This is a genomic window from Propionimicrobium sp. BV2F7, from assembly GCF_000510445.1.
Taxonomy (GTDB): Bacteria; Actinomycetota; Actinomycetes; order Propionibacteriales; family Propionibacteriaceae; genus Propionimicrobium; species Propionimicrobium lymphophilum.
Genome location: NZ_AZIS01000005.1, coordinates 102,830 through 121,248 on the forward strand (window position 1 = coordinate 102,830; position 18,419 = coordinate 121,248).

The following is an 18,419-nucleotide window of genomic DNA, read 5'->3' on the forward strand; positions in this document are numbered from 1 at the left end:
CGCCTAACGGTTAAATTAACCTCAGTGAGTAAACTTTAATCTTTAAGCCGGAATCGCTCCGGCGCTCGCCTCGAGGGGCGAGGACAGTTTCGGTGGGTTCGCCCGCCGGTTCGAATAAACAGGAGTTGTTGTGCCCAGCGGCAAGGTGCGTTTTTTTGACGCGGCAAAAGGCTTTGGTTTCATTGCCAAGGACGAAGGCGGAGACGTCTACGTCCACGCTTCGGCATTGCCCGAAGGTGTCACTAGCCTGCATCCGGGCCAGCGCGTCGACTTCGGCGTGATTGCTGGCCGACGTGGCGAGCAGGCTCTGTCAGTCGAGATTCTCGACGAGCCGCCTTCGGTGTTGAAGGCGCGTCGCAAGAAGCCCGAACAGATGGCCGTCGTCTTTGAAGACCTATTGAAGATCATGGATCAGACCGGTAACAGCTACCGGCATGGCCGCTATCCTTCGCCCGGGCAGGCGAAGAAACTGGCTCACATGCTTCGCGCTGTGGCAGACGAATTGGAGCTTTAATGGCTGCTGCCCTAGACGAGATAACTTCAGGAGCCGTAGATCAGGCTCGTGAGGCCGCCGAAGACACCGCCAAAGATTTTGGCGTCGGGGAGTACCTTGGCGCTTCCGTCGAGGGCGTTCGTCAGGTCACCCACTACTTCGCGTGTGAGCATAGCGGCTATGCGGGTTGGCGATGGGCCGTAACTATGGTCCGCGCCGCCCGCGCCCGTAGGGCCACCGTGAACGAGGTCGTGCTTGTGCCCAGCGACGAGTCCCTTCGCGCGCCTGAATGGGTGCCGTGGGCCGACCGTCTTATGTCGGGCGATATCAAGCCGGGCACTCTGCTGCCAACCCCAGACAACGATCCCCGCCTGGAGCCCGGCTACACGGGCACCGATCTGAACGCGGACGACGACCCGGCGGATTGGGCGCTTTCGCGCACCATCGCGGCGGATCTCGGGCTGGATAAGGAGCGCGTCCTTTCTGCGGAGGGCCGCGCGCAGGCCGCCGAGCGTTGGCTGGCTGGCCGTTCTGGGAAGGACAATCCGGACACCAGGCAGGCTCCTGGCGTGTGTCTGGACTGCGGCTATTGGGTTCGGCTGAGCGGTCAGTTGGGACGCATGTTCGGTGTCTGCACCAACGGTTTCTCCTCCTTTGACGCCACCGCCACCTCGGCCGACCACGGCTGTGGGGGGCATTCGAGCGTTGTCAGCGAGAATCGTTCTACGAAGCTGCCTGAGCCAGTTTTGGACACTATGCACGCTGACCGTGTCATTTTTGACTAAGTTCTGCGTGTTTTAGCTGCGGAAATGTGATTTTTTGACGTCTTCACCAAGTAAGCTTGGCCTTATAACTTAGTTTGCCCGGGCTAGATTTTAGTTTTTCGAAATAACCGGATAGCTTAGGCATCGCTAACTGCGGCTGTTAGCGATCAGATGAATGAGGACGGTGGACAAAAGTGTCTGGTGACTTGATCGATACCACAGAGATGTATCTGCGGACGGTTTTCGAGCTGCTCGAAGAGGGCGTCGAGCCGCTGCGCGCCAGAATCGTTGAGCGCCTGAAGCAGTCGGGCCCCACAGTCAGCCAGACAGTCGGACGTCTCGAGCGCGACAACCTGCTGACCGTTGAAAACGACCGTCACCTTCAGTTCACCGAGGTGGGCTGGGACCGCGCCATCAACGTCATGCGCAAGCACCGACTCGCAGAGGTCGGTCTGGCGAAGCTCGGCATCGAGTGGGAATACCTGCACGACGAAGCCTGCCGCTTGGAACACGTCATGAGCGACCGTCTGGAGAAGAAGCTGATCGAGCTTCTGGGCGAACCCAGGGTTTCTCCTTACGGCACACCTATTCCACCGATGAGTGGTGACGTCGATCCGGGAGTGTTCCGCGACGGAGTTCTGAAGCTGAGCGACATGCTTAAAGAAGAGCACACGGTTGCCGGAAAGCTCGGCCGCGTGAGCGAGTTCGTGCAGAACGACTCCGCTACGTTGGCGGCGATCAGCAGTGAAACCGGAATGCGTCCTGGGCTGCCGTTTAAGGCCCGCATCGTTAACGACAACCTTGCGCTGGCAGGCCCGAAGGGGCAGGTTCGCATCGCTCCTGAAACGGCCGATGGCATCTGGGTTATCAAGCCGTAAGTCTTCAAACGAAAAAGGGCACCTTTGGGTGCCTTTTTTCATGCCTATTCGTTACTCGTTTTCGTGGCTGGAGCTCGTGCTTGCATTTCATCCACTCAGCACGCCAGCTTGCAAGAATGCCCTAACCTCTAGCTGTGAGAAGCCGTATTTTCTAATTGGGTCTAGCCTTTGGGGTATGACTAATTCCGTATTGAGCGAGGAACAGCTAGCCGAGCGCGTCGAGGCGCAGCTGCCACGCGCATTAGAAGATCTGAAGCACGTTGTAAGCATCCCTTCGATCAGCTCGCAGCCTGAGCACAACGAAGATGTCGAGGCCGTAGCCGATTGGCTGGTCGAACAGTTGAAGGACACCGGCATCGACGACGTCCGCAAGGTGGTTGAGGGTGGCAAGCCCGCCATTTTGGGTCACTACAAGGTCGACGAGTCATTGCCCACCGTTCTGCTTTACGCTCACTACGACGTCCAGCCCACCGGCGATCTTTCGCTGTGGCACTCCAACCCGTTCAAGCCCGTGGAGCGCAATGGCCGTCTGTTTGGCCGTGGCCCGGCAGACGATAAAGGCTGCCTGACCGCCCACCTGGCTGTGCTGCGCGCATTCGAGGGCAAACCGCCCGTCAACGTCACCGTTTTGTTCGAGGGTGAGGAGGAGATTGGTTCTCCGACCCTGGCCGACATCCTCGAGGCCAACAAGGACGAGCTGCGCGCCGACTTCTACGTCATCGCCGACTGCGGGAACTGGGCGCCTGGTCAGCCCGCATTCACCACCACGCTGCGAGGCGTCGCCGACTGCATCATTGAGGTTCAGACGCTCGATCACGGCCTGCACTCTGGCGAATACGGCGGCCCGCTGCCCGACGCGCTGACCACCCTCTGCCGTCTCCTCGCCACCCTGCACGACGCCGACGGAAACGTCGCGGTCAAGGGTCTCGTCGGCACCGATGAGTGCGAGATCGACTACACCGAGGAGCAGCTGCGCAACGAGTCTCAGGTGCTCGACGGTGTGAAGCTGCTCGGCTCCGGTCCGCTCGGCTCGAGGCTGTGGCTGAAGCCGTCCATTTGCGTCATCGGCATGGACACCACGCCGATTTCCGAGTCCGCGAACCTGCTGCTGCCCACCGCCCGGGCACGCATCAGCGTCCGCGTCGCCCCAGGCGATTCCAGCGAGAACGTGCTGGCTCACGTCAAGGCACACCTCGAGGAGCACAACGAGTGGGGTGCCAAGCTGAACGTCTACAGCAATGAAGGTTCCGAGCCCAGCGTGTTGCCGGCTGCCGGCCCGATGTACGACCTGGCTCTGCAGGCCTGGGAGGACGCATTCGGTAAGCGCCCGGTTCCGATGGGCACCGGCGGTTCCATCGGCATGATCGCGGACTTCATGAATGCATTCCCCGAGGCGTTTGTGCTGGGCTGCGGCACTTCTGACCCCGATTCGAGGATGCACGGCATCGACGAATCGCTGACCATCGAAGACTGGAAGAACACCGCACACGCGCTGGCGCTTCTGATCAACCGGATGGCTGTTAAGTAGCCAAATCGCGTAGTGGCTGCAGTGCTTGGCAACGAAAGTTGGGCACCGCGGCCACTATTACGAGTAGAGTTGACTCGTGATGGCTGCTCCACACGTAACTGATGATGTTCCGCACGACGAGTGTGGAGTTTTCGGAATCTTCGCTCCCGGCGAGGAGGTCTCAAAGCTGGTCTATTTGGGGCTTTTCGCTCTGCAGCATAGGGGCCAGGAATCCACCGGCATGGCCGTTAGCAACGGCTATCGCACGATGGTTTTCAAGGATATGGGCCTGGTTTCGCAGGTCTTCAACGAATCTGCGCTGAATTCTCTGACCGGCTATCTGGCAATCGGCCACGATCGGTACTCCACCACGGGTTCTTCCGAGTGGTCGAACGCGCAGCCCACTTATCGTGAACTTCCCGGCGACGGCAGGCGCAAGGGCGGTCTGTCTCTAGCCCACAACGGCAATCTCACGAACACGAACGAGCTTTCGGCATGGCTCGAGGAGCGCACGGGTGAGCAGCTGCTCAAGTACGAAATGGATTCCACCAACGACACCCAGTTGGTGACCGCCCTGCTAGCCAGCTACGGCAACGACATTGACGCGGGGCTCGCGGAAGTCTTGCCTAGGCTGGCCGGGGCCTTCAGCCTGGTTTTGATGACCGAGAAGAAGCTCTGGGCCGCCCGCGACCGTCACGGTGTTAGGCCCCTCGTCCTGGGTAAGTTCGGGGACGGCTGGGTCCTCGCCTCCGAGACCTGCGCGCTGGACATCATCGGCGCTCAATTCGTGCGCGAGATCGCCCCCGGCGAGATCATTCGCGTCGACGAAGACGGCATCCACTCCAGCACCTTCGCAAAGCCCGAGCCGAAGGGCTGTATCTTTGAATACGTATATCTCGCCCGTCCCGACTCGGTTATCGCCGACCGCCAGGTTCAGATGGTTCGCGAGCGCATCGGCCGACAGCTGGCCATCGAGCATCCGGTTGACGCCGACATGGTGATGGCGACGCCGGCCTCCGGCGTCCCCGGGGCCATCGGCTACGCTAAACAGTCCAGCATCGAATACGGAACTGGCCTGGTCAAGAACGCCTATATCGGACGCACTTTCATCCAGCCGACCCAGACAATGCGTCAGCTTGGCATCAAGATGAAGCTCAACCCGATCCCCGAGGCCATTAAGGGCAAGCGCCTGGTCATCGTCGACGACTCGATCGTGCGCGGCAACACGCAGCGGGCCATCATCAAAATGCTTCGCCAGGCCGGGGCCAAAGAGGTGCATGTGCGCATCTCCAGCCCGCCCGTCACCTGGCCGTGCTACTACGGCATCGACTTCTCCACCCGCGAGGAGCTCATCGCCCCCGATAAGACCACCGAGCAGATCGCGCGCGAGATCGGCGCCGACACCCTCGGTTACGTGAGCCTGGATGGCATGGCCGAGTGCGTCGACCTGCCAAAGAGCCAGCTTTGTGCCGCCTGCTTTAGCGGAAATTATCCGATTCAGATCCCATCACACGCGCCGCGAGCCTGCGGCGACTAACGCCAGGAGAGAAATGAAGAACGCATACGCCCGAGCTGGTGTCGACGTCGAGGCGGGCGAGACCGCCGTCGAGATGATGAAGAAACACGTCGCCAAGGCGAGCCGTCCTGAGGTTATTGGTGGACTCGGCGGGTTCGCCGGGCTTTTCGACGCCTCCAAGCTAGCCGGTTATTCTCACCCTGTGCTCGCCACTAGCACCGACGGCGTCGGCACGAAGGTTGCGATCGCGCAGGCCATGGGCGTCTACGACACCATCGGCTGGGACCTGATCGGCATGCTCGTTGACGACCTAGTCGTCGTTGGTGCCGAGCCGCTGTTCGTCACCGACTACATTTCCTGCGGCAAGCTGATTCCCGAGAAGATCTCGACGATCGTCTCCGGCATCGCCCAGGCTACGCACGCTGCGGGCGCCGCTCTTATCGGCGGTGAGACCGCCGAACACCCAGGCTTGATGGGCGAGGACGACTTCGACATTGCGGGTGCTACCACCGGCGTCGTCGAAAAGGACGCGATGCTCGGGCCCGACCGCGTCAAGGTTGGCGACAAGCTGGTGGCTATGGCCTCCTCCGGCCTGCACTCCAATGGCTACTCCCTGGTTCGCGCGGTATTCGACGGCGTCAGCCTTGATAAGGAATTCGACGAACTCGGCGGCACACTGGGCGACGAGCTGCTTACTCCGACTCGTGTTTACGCGCTGGACGTTCTGGCCCTGATTGAGGGCGTCGAGGTGCACGCCATGAGCCACGTAACTGGTGGGGGCCTTGCCTCAAACCTGGAGCGCGTGCTGCCCAAGGGAGTCGGCGCCAGGGTGGAGCGGGGAACCTGGGCGCTGCCCGCCATCTTCGAGCTGACCAAGTCCTACGGAAAGCTGAGCCGCGAGGACGTCGAAGCCACCCTCAACGTGGGCGTGGGCATGGTGGCTGCTGTTGCTGCGAAGCAGGCAGACCAGGCCGTCGAGCTGCTCGAAGGCCGCGGCATCGAGTCGTGGATTTGTGGCGAGATCGTCGAAGGTGAACGCGTCGAACTCGTTGGTGACTACAAGATCAGCTGAGCATAATTTTTCAAAAAATTTGTCCAACCCCTTAGATGGCGTTGGATACCTAGGCATGTATTGGGTACTCTAGGAACCACGAAAGATTTATCAGATTCCGCGGCATAGCCGCGAGGGACAAAGCGAGGAGGTCGACCCGATATGGGGCGCGGCCGACAAAAGGCAAAACAGACAAAGGTAGCCCGGAGCTTGAAGTACCGCTCCGTTGAACCCGATCTTGCCTCACTCGAGCGAGAACTACGAGGCGAAAAAGAACCGGTTGAGAACAGCTACGACGACGTACCTCCGCAGTACGCAGACATAGCAGCAAAGTACAACCGGTACTACGACGAGCACGATTCGTACGACGACTGAATCCGCCAGCAAAACCGCTAAGCAAATGTGGGTCCCAGACGATTTTTTGGAAGGCTTCGAGAAGCTTTCCTGGCCGATCGAGGGGGCGCAGTTTGCCGACGGCGAGCCGACGGATAATCCGTTGACGGCAACCTTGGTTAGGCGTAACGCGCCTAGCCAAGATCGTGCGGTCTTGTACATCCACGGCTGGGACGACTACTTCTTTCAGTCGCACATGGCCGATTTTTGGGCAGAACAGGGCTTCGATTTTTACGCCATCGACCTGCGTCGATATGGTCGTAACCTCACGCCTGGCCTGTTCGCGGGCTACATAACCGATCTGCACGATTACTTCACGGAGATCGACGACGCGTACGTGCGCATCCAGGACGAGGGACACTCGAAGATCACGCTGATGGGGCATTCCACCGGTGGTCTGATCGCGAGCCTTTGGGCGTCCGAGGCGCCGCACCTGCTAAATGGCTTGATCCTGAACTCGCCTTGGCTGGATATGGCAGGCACCGACATGCTCTGGTCTGCGCTTTCGCCGCTGGTTTCGTCGGTGGCTTTCTTGCAGCCGACGACGTCGCTGCAGATCACCGACTACGGCATCTATAGACGCACGTTACAAGAGACCGGTGACTGGGGTATCGACCCGAACTACAAGTCCAACGAGGCTTTCGTCGTGCGCTTCGGCTGGGGCAAAGCTATTCTAGCCGGCCACAAGGCCGTCTCGGAGGGGCTGAACATCGACACGCCCGTCCTTTCGATGATGAGCACTAAGTCGATGAGCCAGACGAAGGAATGGGATCCGGAATTTCTGCACGCAGACACCGTGCTGGATGTTGATAATCTGGCTCGGGCCTCAATAAATCTAGGGCAGCTGGTGACCATTTGCCGCATTCAGGACGGCATACACGATCTGGTCCTCTCGACGCTTCCCGTGCGGGAAAAAGTTTTCTCGCACATGAAACATTGGGCGAAAGCGTACCTTTAAAGCATAAAAATATCGGGTACACGAACCTTGCCTCTGCTCGGTTCAATGCACCCGATAATTAGTTTTCGGTTAATTCAGCTCGCTCAGTCCAGGCCGATGCTCTCCAATTTCCACGCCTTGACGTGCAGCTTGGTTTTGCCGGACTCTGAAACGATCCGTAGGCTTCGGTCGCCGTCGATGAATACCAGCGACGAGAAACCACCGGCTCTGACGCATGTGCCGTTGACGATGGTCGAGCGTGATTCCGTCGCGAAGCTGTAGCCGAGACCAAAAATTTCCCAAAAAGCCAAAGTTTCGACTATCCTGGTCTAGTTGCATTGCGCAACGCGCCTATAGCTCAGTTGGTAGAGCAGTGGACTTTTAATCCATGGGTCCAGGGTTCGAGTCCCTGTGGGCGCACGGTTTTGACTCTGACGCAAACCCCATCAGAACCTGGGGAGTTACGGAAAACTATTTCGCCAGCACGTCGAGCGTAAACGGCGTAAGCATATTAATTTTCTTCCAGCTTGGCTTCGCGTTAAGCCAAGCATGTGGCCCAAATCGGCTTGTGTAAGCTTAAATCTCCCCCCCCTATGAGAAGTTGAAGTAGCTAAAGGTGTCAGCTGAGAACCTGTTTCGAGTGCTTTATTTGCCTACAGCTAGTTTTTGGGCGCGCTGAAAACTTACTCCAAGCAATTCACCTATATCTCTGTAGGGGAGTCCCCGCGAGTATAGTTCGGCTGCTGCATTAGCAAGTTTTTGACTCGCTTCCTTCTGGGCTTCTTCGGCATGGGCTCGCGTTTTTTAGCTTGTCTGGCCACCTCATGTAGCCGTTGAGTAACTAGATGATCGGTGTAATGGTTTGTCGCGTCTTTCTAAGTTTAAGGAAGCTTCATCGATGTTGGATTTTCCGTTTAGGTGAAGACGAGAAGGTCGGTAATTATATGCCACTCAAAGCTTGGCCACAGTAAATACACATCTAAGGGTGGCATAGTCTAACCAGAAAAATGCACGGTGACGTGCCTAACCCAACCAAAGGAAGAACGTGTCATTTGTAGGTCGCGCTTGGCGGTATGTCGCCAGAAAGAGAACAAAGTCGACAATTATCTTTTTGATTTTGTCAGTGCTATTCACAGCACTGATCACTGCTAACGCTGTTAGCAGTGCAGCCAATAAAAGCGGTGCAGAACTTACCGGGAAAGTTGCTCAAGGCTTTACGCTGTCGAACAACTACCAGGCAAACATGGGCACTTCTCGTGGTGGCGGTGTCGTCAAAGCTGCCGACATCGAAAAAATCGCAAATGTGCCAGGTGTCGAGCGTCATGTTGAAAGGCAGAACGTTTTCGCAGACCTGGTCGATGCGAAAAACATTCGTCTCGACTCTAAAGACCTAGACCCAGACAAAGAAGAAAAAATTGGTAACGCAGTTCAGGTTTGGGGAACCTCCGATTCAGAGCTAGATAATAATTTCCGAAGCGGAACTATCAATTTGGTGGCGGGGCGTGGCCTGGTCAGTGGCGATAAAAATAAGTCGCTAATTCACGAGGACCTGGCTAAAGCTAACGGTCTAAAGATAGGCGATAAGCTGAAGCTCAAGGGCAATATTTATGACGCAGACAACGTCAAGCAGGCTACGCAAACCGTAGAAACCGAAATTGTTGGCATATTCAGCGGCAGCAACGACGGCAAAATCTCTGTGCGCTTCGAGCATTACGCGAATACGGTTTATACAGACCTGGAAACGTCTAGCCAGATTTATCAGTCCAGCCCATCGGACGCGAATTATCAGGACGCCACATTCTTTGTGGCCAAGGATGCAAAGTTTGACGATGTCGTTAAAAAAGCAGGCGAACAAAGCATCGACTGGAGCAAATTCCAGCTGGCAAATAGCAATCAGTACATGTCAGGAATTACCAACGCTGTGGATGCAGTCAGCTCAACGATGAATTCGGTGACGATCGCGACCGTTGTCTTTGCTGCAATAGTTCTTTCACTGGTGCTGATTTTGTGGCTCAATGACCGCAAGAAAGAAACCGGTGTGCTGCTATCGATCGGGACGAAGAAACTTGGCATAGTGGCGCAATATCTGGTGGAGCTCGTAATAACCGGCGTCTTCGCTTTCGCATTTGCCTGGCTGCTCTCGTCGGTGGTTGCCCAAGGCATTGGCAACTCTGTGCTGTCTTCGGTAAATGAATCCGCAAAACAGCAGTTGGGGTCAGGAATGAATCTGAGTGGCGGCATGGAATCTTCTGCAGCTGCAAAGACTCTTGACGATATATCCGTAGCGCTTGGTGCTCAGACCTTAATTCAGCCGGGACTGATTGGCATTGGCGTGATGATCATTTGCGTCGCGATTGTTTCTGCCGTGATGCTTCGTAAATCGCCGCGCGAATTGTTGGTGAATATCCGATGAGGAACCAATTAACCAAGCTCGCTTGGCTTTCGGTGCGCCGTAGGCCGACTCGAAGCCTGCTGCTTTTTGCGATCATGGCCGTGATCTTTACCGCACTGGTTGCGCAGGTCGGCGCCAGGAACGTGATGGCTGATGTCCGAGGAGCAATCAAACAAAATGTCGGTGCTGGATTCAGCGCCCACGGCGAAAATCTCGCGCAAGCTGATGCGGATGAAATTGCTAAGCTCGCTGGGGTTAAACAAGCGAGTTACGAGAAACAACATTTGGTCGATGTCGAGGGCGCCAAACCAGTCACCGGTACTGGCGGTGTACAGCTAGATGCCGGCGGTGAGAGCAAAATGTTCCTAACCGGCCTATCTGATGTGATGCTGCAGCCAGAATTTGCCTCAAAGATTTATCGTCTTGAGTCCACTGTGGGCGAAATACCCGAGGATGGCGCGCTCGTACATAAAGATTTCGCCGACCAAAATGGCTTGCAGGTAGGCGACAAGATTCAGGTTGTAAATGACGGCAAGGCGCTGTCTTTGACGCTTACTGCTCTGTTTAGCGGTAAGAACGAAAATCGATCGGGGCTGCCATTTGAAGCCGCCGAAAACCAAATCTTCACCAATCTTTCCGCAGCTAACAGTCTTTCTGCCGATAAGAATTTGAGTGCCGCGAGATATTTGGTTGACCAACCAGACGACCTAGAAAACATCGTGACCGAAGCCCAAAAAATCAACCCAGGCCTGCAGATTGAAAGTAACGGACAACGGTTCAGCCCGGTTCTTGAATCTATCGCCAAGGTGGAAAAGATGCTTGGGGTTCTGGCAATCGGAGCAGGAGCGGTAGGAGTAGCTGTGCTCGGGCTGAGTCTGGTCTTTTGGCTGCGTGGACGGGTTGCAGAGATAGGTGTGATGCTTGCCTTGGGCAGATCGAAATTTAAGATATTCGCGCAGTTCGTCGCCGAGTTGTTCCTGCTATCGCTGCCAGCGAGTTTGCTGGCTGTGCTGATCGGTGGGGCGCTTAGTGGGCTGCTCGCCAAAAGGATCTTCGCTGTCGCTAATGTTCCGCAGCTGGCTGCCAGCGATGTTGGTTTGAAAGTCCTTCCCGTCGCTGCTGCATTGGGCGTGGGTTATTTAATTGCCTTTTTAATTTTGACTTGCGCTAGCGCAATAATTCTTCGCCAGTCGCCGAGGGCGATTCTGGCTAAAATGAGTTAGGAAAAAATATGTCTATTCTTCAGCTTGATAACGTCACATACGCCTTTAAAGGCACCACCTCAAGGATTCTTGACCAGGTAAATGCGTCCTTTGAAAAGGGTAAGTTCTACTCGATTCTGGGAGCCTCTGGGGCAGGCAAGTCCACTCTGTTGAGTCTGCTGGCTGGCCTTGATAGCCCGACAGAGGGACGGATCCTATTTGATGGCCGCGATATTGCCGAAAAAGGCTACAGCCATCATCGCAAGGAACAGATCTCTCTGGTTTTCCAAAATTACAACTTGATCGAGTACCTGACGCCGCTGGAAAATTTGCGTCTGGTCGATGGCAAAGCCAAACCGCAGACGCTTGAGGCTCTTGGGTTATCTGCAGATCAGGCGAACCGCAATGTGCTTCAACTATCCGGTGGTCAGCAGCAGCGGGTGGCGATCGGTCGGGCGCTGGTTTCTAAGGCGCCGATCATTCTTGCTGACGAGCCAACCGGTAACCTGGATGAAGAGACAGCAGAGGACGTGACACAGATTCTGCGTAAAGCAGCCCATGACCAAGGGAAATGCGTCATCGTCGTCACCCACTCAAAACAGCTCGCTAATGACACTGACGTAAAACTAAGACTAAAAAAGCGCAAACTTTATAAAGAGGATTAGCCGATTCAGGTTGTAGATTGCGTGAACGGCATCTTCTAAGGTGAAGCAGTGTTAGGCGGCTCTCAGTAAACTCGATGGCCAAAAAAATATTGTGCTGACAAAAAGAGTTTTTGGTCAACAACGAAGGCAATCTGATGATGCGTTTCTTGCTGATGGAGTGTCCAGCTGCCGTCGATAAGATTTTCGATGACCTAAGTGTTTCTGTGGACAGCCGTTATAAAATCAGATGAACCTAGCCACTTAGAGCGTCGGCTCAATACGGGTCACGCTCTTGGCTTCGTTCCAATCGGGCATGTACAGAATGTTCTCTTCGACGTGAACTATCGGGGTGTCCTTTAATCCACGGGTCCAGAGTCGAGTCCGCTATTCGAAGCGGGGCGAGAATCAGCCCGTAGGTGACGGTGGTTTCACAGCAGCTGTAGTTGATCAATCACTAGCGTTTCGTTTCGACTTAGGGTGGCATAATTTCGCCCAACCCAGAGCAGTTTCAGATGTAAAGCTATCGATAGTACTGTAGCCTTATAAAGTTCGTCACAAATCTGGGGGTTTCGGTGCATAAAAAACTTTTTGGCGCAATCGGCGCAATAGTCCTTGTTCTTTTCACAATCATCGGGCCGGCAGGGGTCGTTTCTGCTGACGCCGCGACGCCATGGGACGAGATCGTGGCAAAAGCACAAGCAGCCGGTGAGGTCGAGGCTGCCATTGACGGCGATGTGACTTTGGCCCCAGACTCTCCTCAACTGGTGGTGAAAGCGGGCAGCACTCTAACGCTGACCGGTGGCGGAACCGTTGTTGGTGCCGGAAAACCCGCAATCAAGGTTGAGAAGGGGGCAATACTGAACCTAAGTGGGCCGTCCTTCACCAAGGCGCAGTTCTTGGTCGACGGCGAAATGAACTTCACCGCTGGCGCAATCAAAGACACTGCAGTTCGTGGCCCGGTTATCTTCGTTAACGGCGGAACCCTAACAATCGATGGCACCGCGGAATTCTCCGGCAACGACGTTTCGGGCACGGAAGGGGAGATCTCTCCAGAAGGCTTAGAGAATGAAAAATATGCCCCGATTACCGCTTATGACGGCACGGTAAACGTCAAAGGTGGAGTGATCAGCGGCAATCGCAATATCCTTAAGGGCGGAGCAATCGGTCTTTGGGGCAGCACAGAGAAAATGGCTGCGTTAAACATATCCGGCGGCAAAATAACGAAAAACCATGCTGAGCACCCTACGAAAAACGCTTTAGGCGGGGCAATATTTGCTGAAAATGCCGCTATCGGCATAACTGGTGGCAAGATCTCGGAAAACTCAACAGAATATGGTGGCGGTCTGATGCAAATTGGCGGCACCTTCAAGATGAGTGACGGGGTGTTCAGCAAAAATAGTAACGGCGAGTACAACGGCCGTGGCGGTGGTTTACTGCTAGATGGTGTTTCTACAGAAATTTCTGGCGGAAAATTTACTGAAAATACTGCTAATGGCTTTGGTGGTGGCTTAGTTATCCACGGTGGTGAGGCGACTATCAAAGGCGGAGTGCTGGAGGGGAACACTGCCCTTAAATCTGGCGGCGGTGTGGCATTTTTAGGTGATGCCAAAGCCACTATTGAGGCGTTAAACGTCACTGGTAATATTGCCAAAGGATTCTGGGGCGGTGGTGGTATCTATAACGATACAAATTCGACTTTGACCATGCTAAACACCGCGATTATTAATAATGCGATCGCCGAAAAGACTTTCCTCATTGGAGCCGGTGACCATCCAGTAAGTAAACAAGGTGGGGGCCTTTGGAACTGTCCAACTGGCTCGAGCGTTTTTAATATCACTAACGGGGTCGCGATTTTCGACAACAAGGCTCCAGATGCCGGTCCGAATAAGGAATATGCAGGTGCAGGAGATGACTTTGCGAGCGTCACGAAGCACTTTGCGGGCACTCCTAAAGAGGGACAGCCAGTTACCCTGAGCCAACGACTTCTCGGCGGTGGCGAAAGAGTTTGGTACCAAGATGGCTCGCTCTACGGCATTCATGGCAACTGGGCTAAAGAAAAACAGCTTCCTAGGTACCTTGAAGGTGGAGAAAATAACAGGATTCCTTTTGATACCGCCATTAATGAAAATAAAGTTTTCAAATCTGTGCCAGAAAATGATTCTAAGGAACTTGCTAAAAAATTAGCTTCGGTAGTGATCGAAGGAAACGTAGTTGGCAACGATGTGTCCTACGGTCATGCTGCGCAAGCCGGCTTGGGCATCAGCGGAGGCGGTATCGCCAACAACGGCAAGCTGATCTTCGGCACAGAGGACACTTGGAAACTTAAAATCAACAAGGCATGGGACAGTGATGACCCGAATACGCGTCCTGAAGAGATCGATGTTGATGTTCTAGTCGGTAAGTTCAAGGTCGATCAGGTTCATCTGTCTAAAGACAACGGTTGGACTGCCGAGGTCCTGAACTTCCCGAACCCGGCTACGCTAATCGACGCGAGCACCGGCGAGAAGCTGCCCATCACTTTCAGAGAGTCGGGCGCTGACGGCTATGACCTCGCAGTTGTGGAAGAAGGAGACGACCAGGCCAAGGTCTACACCTTCAACCTCACTAACCGAAAGCTAGTTGAGGTGCCTGTCGAGAAGGCCTGGGACGACTTCGAAAACAAACACCAGTTGCGCCCCGAATCGATCGATGTTGAGCTCGTCGTTGACGGTAAGGCCTCCGGGCAGAAGCTGACGCTGAACGGTGACAACTCCTGGAAGGGTAAGTTCGAAAAGCTGCCTAAGTATAAAGATGGCAAGGAACTGGACTACTCCGTTCGAGAGGTCTCTGTCGAAAGCTACGAGAGCAAGGTCAGCGGGGACGCCAAGCACGGCTTTGTGATTACCAACAAGGTGATTGAGCCGACTCCTACTCCGACGCCGACACCGACAACCCCGCCGAAGCCGAAGAAGCCTAAACTCCCTCGGACGGGTAACGCGGGTGAAATGTTCGCCATCACCGCGATTGGGCTAGCTGCTGCAGCGGCTATCGTGCTCAGGCGACGCGGACGCTAACTAAAAACTTGTGGGACGAGCTCAACTCGTCCCCACAAGTTTTTATGGGTTGAAAATTATTCAGCGAGTAAGATGTCGCATCCGCTTTCTCGCATGCCGGCCAAGATATCTTTGGGCACCTGCCGATCGACAACTATGTAATCGAACTCGCTAAGCAAAGCCGTAACCTGAAAAGCGCTTCTTGAAAACTTTTGATGGTCGGCAAGTAAAACCTTTTTCTTAGAAGCAGCAAACATTGCGCGCTTGAAGTCCACCACGTAATCGATGGGGTTATATGTGGCCGAAAGACTCACCGCCGCATCTGAAGTGAAGCAGATATCTGCTTGTAATTCACGTAGCAGCGTGGTGGCTAGAGAGCCATAAAAAGCGTTCGCCCATTCCACGTAACGCCCGCCGATGAGCACTGGCTGGATGCCATCTTTGCCTTTGATTTTCTCGAATACGGTCAGAGAATTGCTAATGACCGCTAGAGGAGACACCTCTTGAAGCATGTCAACGATAGGTAGGGCAGTAGAAGAATCGTCTAGCAAAATTGCGTCCCCGGGATTGATTAGTTTCGCTGCCGCAGCGCAAAGCGCTTGTTTCTCTGGAATTGCCTGTGCAGACCGTAGCTCTGGGGGCATCTCGGAAGTCGAAGTCGGGTACGCGCGAAGCTCGCCGTTTGTGCGCAGAAGAGTACGCATTTCCTCGAGAGTCTGAACGTCCCGATAAACCGTCACTGGGGAGACGTCTAGTTTTTGCGCAGCATCGTTAATTTTAATCGTGCCGTTTTCGATCACTAATTGGAGCAGCGCCTTACGCCGTTGGGTCGGACTCATCTTCTTATTCGGTGGCATGCTCTGCTCCATCTTTAGAAACCTAAAGATAAGGATAGCCATCTGACGGGCGCGGATTGAGAATCTTTATGAAAAGTTTTCAGAAATAATGAAAAAATATTGAAAATAGTGTTAAACTTTTTCAAAGCAAGGGCGCAATGTCGCGTTCAGCTGGCATGGAAACAAAGGAGATCTTTCATGGCCGAAATTGTTATTGGTGTCGACGGTGGAACGACAGCTGTAAAGGCAGTGGCGTTCGACCTCGATGGAAAAATTAAAGCGCTGCACCACGAATCCGTTCCGGTTCAATACGGGCAAAATGGTGAAGCCGAACAGAACATGGACATGATCTGGGAAGCGGTGGCTAATTGTTTGCATGAAGTCGCCGCCGCCACTCGCGGGGACAAGATCGTCGGCATCGGACTGACCGGCCAAGGTGACGGCGCCTGGCTGATCGACGAAGAAGGTGAACCGGTTCGTCCCGCCGCCAACTGGCTAGATGGTAGGGCTGCGAAGAGAGTTCAGGAATGGAACTCCGACGGCAGAGCGAAGAAAGTTCTAGACGTGACTGGCACCACAATCTTCGGTGGTTTGTTTCCCGTACTTTACGAAGAACTTCGTGAAAGCGAGCCGGAGACGATCTCCAGGTCCGCCACTCATCTGAACTGTAAAGACTGGATCCGGTTCAAACTCACCGGTGAACGCCTCACTGACTACACGGAAGCATCGCGCTCGTTTTTCAACATCTTCACCGGGGAAGGATTCGACGAGCAACTGGCAAAAGACCTCAGTATGGAAGAGGCGTTGGAGCTTCTGCCCGAGGTGCGTCATCCTGCGGGCCCTGCCGTTGGGCTGAGCGAACAGGCCGCGAAGAAGACCGGCATTCCTGCCGGCACACCGGTCGGTGTTGGAATGATCGACGTAGCAGTAACGGCAATGGGGCTGGGTGCAATCGAGGACGGCGCAAGCTATCTAATCCTTGGTACTACCGGCTTTGTCGGCACACTGCTGCCCGATGCCAAACAGCGTCGTTCTGATCTTTCGATGGTCCTTGCCACGGGCAACGGCAAACAGGTGCTGGAGTTCATGGCTCCGATGACTGGAACTCCGAACCTTGACTGGATCAGGATGGTTCTTCGTCTCGACGATGCTGATTGGGGAGAGATCGAATCAAGGGCAAGGCGTGCTCCGGCAGGGTCGCACGGCGTCGTGTACCTGCCTTACGCGTCTCCGGGTGGCGAGCGAGCCCCGTTCTCCGACGTTAATGCGTCTGCTTCCTGGCAAGGTCTGTCGCTTACTACAAAGAAGCGCGACATTCTCCGCTCGGTCTACGAAGGCGTCTCATTTACTCTCGCCGAGTGCGTCGATGTGCTGAAGATCGAGGGCGACCTGATCGTCTCGGGCGGCGGGTTCCGTTCCGATCTGGTCTGCGAGATCCTCGCGGACACAACAGGAAAGCGAGTTCTCAGGCAGGACACTCCGGAAGCTGGTGCACGCGGTGCAGCAGTGCTGGCATTGGTCTCCGCTGGCAGATACGAGACGATCGAGGAAGCGTCCGGTGCTCTCGGGACCGAGATGGAGATCTTCGACCCCAATCCCGAACTTCGTGATCGCTATCAGCACATTTATGAAGTATTCAAGAAGACTCGAGATGCAGCCAGGACTGTCTGGCCCGAACTTCGTGAACTACGAACCGTCGACGCTGAATAGAAAGGTTGGGTAGAAAAATGAAAGTATTGTTGGCTGGCGATCAATTTGTTACGGAAGAAGTTCTGCGTAAGGCACTGTTCGCTGAACTGCCGGATGTAGAAGTTGCGGCGATCTCATCAACTTGGCCAGTGCCTCCGTTCAAAGACATCGCTGAAGTTAAAGAGGCTTTGGGTGATGAAGATGAACTAATCGACGCACTTAAAGGTTGCGATGTTGCTTTCTCCCACACCTTCCCATTCACCGAGAAGGTGATCGCGTCAAGCCCGGACCTCAAGATGATTACTATCTGTCGTGGCGGTCCGGTGAACGTGAATCTAGACGCTGCGACTAAGCACGGCGTTAAGGTATCCTTCACGCCTGGGCGCAACGCGATTGCGACTAGCGAGCACTCAGTAGGCATGATTTATGCAGCTTTGCGTCAGATCCCCCAGCGCCACCAAGAGGTAGTGGGCGGCGACTGGCGTTCGGACTACTACATTTTCGACAACGTGGGGCCGGAGCTGGCCGCTGCTACCGTCGGATTGATTGGCTACGGCGCAGTCGGAAAACTGGTAGCGAAGACGCTTCTTGCCACCGGCGCAGAGATCGTCGTTTTCGATCCGTGGGCTGATCAATCAGCTGCTCCAAAGGAGATCACATTCGTTGACTCGTTGGAGGATCTGTTCAAGCGCAGCAACATTGTCTCGGTTCATGCGCGTGCGACTGCAGACAACGAGCACATGATTAACGCCGAAATGATTTCGCTAATGCCTGAAGGTGGTGTCATCGTCAACTGTGCTCGAGGTTCGCTGGTGGACTACGACGCCGTTTGCGACGCCATCGATAGTGGGCATTTGTATGCGGCTGCTTTCGACGCGCTCCCAGAAGAGCCTCTGCCATCCGGACATCGGCTGCTTTCCACGCCACGAATCGCGCTGACTCCTCATTTGGGCGGTGCGTCTAAGGATTCCGCTCGTCTGGCGGCAAGGATCGGTGCTGCGGATATCGCAAGATTCGTGGAAGGCGAGGACATTGAGCACCTTGCCAATCCGAAGGTTTTAGAAGACAACAATTAAGGGATGATT

General features: G+C 55.0%; 16 protein-coding genes and 1 tRNA gene. 15 read left to right on the top strand and 2 right to left on the bottom strand.

The annotated features are described in order from the left end of the window. Positions 1-130 precede the first annotated feature (130 nt). From HMPREF1255_RS06905 to HMPREF1255_RS06940, 8 genes are all read left to right on the top strand, one after another. Positions 131-514 (top strand): cold-shock protein, encoded by a 384-nt coding sequence (locus HMPREF1255_RS06905; RefSeq protein ID WP_016456849.1) that lies wholly within the window; start codon positions 131-133, stop codon positions 512-514. After that, a complete protein-coding gene (locus HMPREF1255_RS06910; RefSeq protein WP_016456848.1) occupies positions 514-1,278 on the top strand; it encodes a DUF3027 domain-containing protein in 765 nt (254 codons plus the stop codon). Before HMPREF1255_RS06905 ends, HMPREF1255_RS06910 begins: the two co-directional genes overlap by 1 nt. A gap of 173 nt (positions 1,279-1,451) precedes the next feature. Continuing rightward, the gene (locus HMPREF1255_RS10130) at positions 1,452-2,135 is read left to right on the top strand and encodes a metal-dependent transcriptional regulator (RefSeq protein WP_016456847.1); all 684 of its coding nucleotides are present in this window, start codon (positions 1,452-1,454) and stop codon (positions 2,133-2,135) included. A gap of 175 nt (positions 2,136-2,310) precedes the next feature. After that, positions 2,311-3,663, top strand: a complete 1,353-nt coding sequence (locus HMPREF1255_RS06920; RefSeq protein ID WP_024111559.1) for a dipeptidase — start codon at positions 2,311-2,313, stop codon at positions 3,661-3,663. Positions 3,664-3,742: 79 nt separating this feature from the next. Next, complete coding sequence (gene purF / locus HMPREF1255_RS06925) at positions 3,743-5,179, top strand: amidophosphoribosyltransferase (protein ID WP_024111454.1); 1,437 nt, start codon at positions 3,743-3,745, stop codon at positions 5,177-5,179. A gap of 13 nt (positions 5,180-5,192) precedes the next feature. Next, positions 5,193-6,230 (top strand): phosphoribosylformylglycinamidine cyclo-ligase, encoded by a 1,038-nt coding sequence (gene purM / locus HMPREF1255_RS06930; RefSeq protein WP_016456844.1) that lies wholly within the window; start codon positions 5,193-5,195, stop codon positions 6,228-6,230. A gap of 141 nt (positions 6,231-6,371) precedes the next feature. After that, positions 6,372-6,584: a DUF3073 domain-containing protein gene (locus tag HMPREF1255_RS06935; RefSeq protein ID WP_016456843.1), complete on the top strand. Its 213-nt coding sequence runs from the start codon at positions 6,372-6,374 to the stop codon at positions 6,582-6,584. 25 nt (positions 6,585-6,609) lie between these two features. Then, on the top strand, positions 6,610-7,560 hold the full coding sequence (locus tag HMPREF1255_RS06940) for an alpha/beta hydrolase (protein WP_016456842.1): 951 nt from the start codon (positions 6,610-6,612) through the stop codon (positions 7,558-7,560). Positions 7,561-7,643: 83 nt separating this feature from the next. Here HMPREF1255_RS06940 and HMPREF1255_RS06945 read toward each other — a convergent pair whose 3' ends face one another. Next, on the bottom strand, positions 7,644-7,850 hold the full coding sequence (locus HMPREF1255_RS06945) for a hypothetical protein (protein ID WP_024111335.1): 207 nt from the start codon (positions 7,848-7,850) through the stop codon (positions 7,644-7,646). 36 nt (positions 7,851-7,886) lie between these two features. Here HMPREF1255_RS06945 and HMPREF1255_RS06950 point away from each other — a divergent pair. The 5 genes from HMPREF1255_RS06950 (at position 7,887) to HMPREF1255_RS06975 (ending at position 14,830) form a co-directional block, all read left to right on the top strand. Continuing rightward, a tRNA-Lys gene (locus HMPREF1255_RS06950) sits at positions 7,887-7,959 on the top strand. Between the two features lie 703 nt (positions 7,960-8,662). Then, positions 8,663-9,952: an ABC transporter permease gene (locus HMPREF1255_RS06960; RefSeq protein WP_196801480.1), complete on the top strand. Its 1,290-nt coding sequence runs from the start codon at positions 8,663-8,665 to the stop codon at positions 9,950-9,952. Next, positions 9,949-11,154: an ABC transporter permease gene (locus tag HMPREF1255_RS06965; RefSeq protein ID WP_016456839.1), complete on the top strand. Its 1,206-nt coding sequence runs from the start codon at positions 9,949-9,951 to the stop codon at positions 11,152-11,154. Before HMPREF1255_RS06960 ends, HMPREF1255_RS06965 begins: the two co-directional genes overlap by 4 nt. A gap of 8 nt (positions 11,155-11,162) precedes the next feature. Further along, positions 11,163-11,798, top strand: a complete 636-nt coding sequence (locus HMPREF1255_RS06970) for an ABC transporter ATP-binding protein (protein WP_016456838.1) — start codon at positions 11,163-11,165, stop codon at positions 11,796-11,798. Between the two features lie 551 nt (positions 11,799-12,349). Continuing rightward, a complete protein-coding gene (locus HMPREF1255_RS06975; protein ID WP_016456837.1) occupies positions 12,350-14,830 on the top strand; it encodes a Cna B-type domain-containing protein in 2,481 nt (826 codons plus the stop codon). Between the two features lie 56 nt (positions 14,831-14,886). Here HMPREF1255_RS06975 and HMPREF1255_RS06980 read toward each other — a convergent pair whose 3' ends face one another. After that, positions 14,887-15,666, bottom strand: coding sequence for a DeoR/GlpR family DNA-binding transcription regulator (locus tag HMPREF1255_RS06980; protein WP_196801479.1), 780 nt, complete (start codon positions 15,664-15,666; stop codon positions 14,887-14,889). 177 nt (positions 15,667-15,843) lie between these two features. Between HMPREF1255_RS06980 and HMPREF1255_RS06985 the strand changes: the two genes are divergently transcribed. Together HMPREF1255_RS06985 and HMPREF1255_RS06990 are read left to right on the top strand one after the other, a co-directional pair. Then, entirely contained in the window at positions 15,844-17,355 is a 1,512-nt protein-coding gene (locus HMPREF1255_RS06985) for an FGGY-family carbohydrate kinase (RefSeq protein WP_024111425.1), read from the top strand. A gap of 17 nt (positions 17,356-17,372) precedes the next feature. Continuing rightward, complete coding sequence (locus tag HMPREF1255_RS06990; RefSeq protein WP_024111354.1) at positions 17,373-18,410, top strand: 2-hydroxyacid dehydrogenase; 1,038 nt, start codon at positions 17,373-17,375, stop codon at positions 18,408-18,410. Positions 18,411-18,419: the final 9 nt, after the last annotated feature.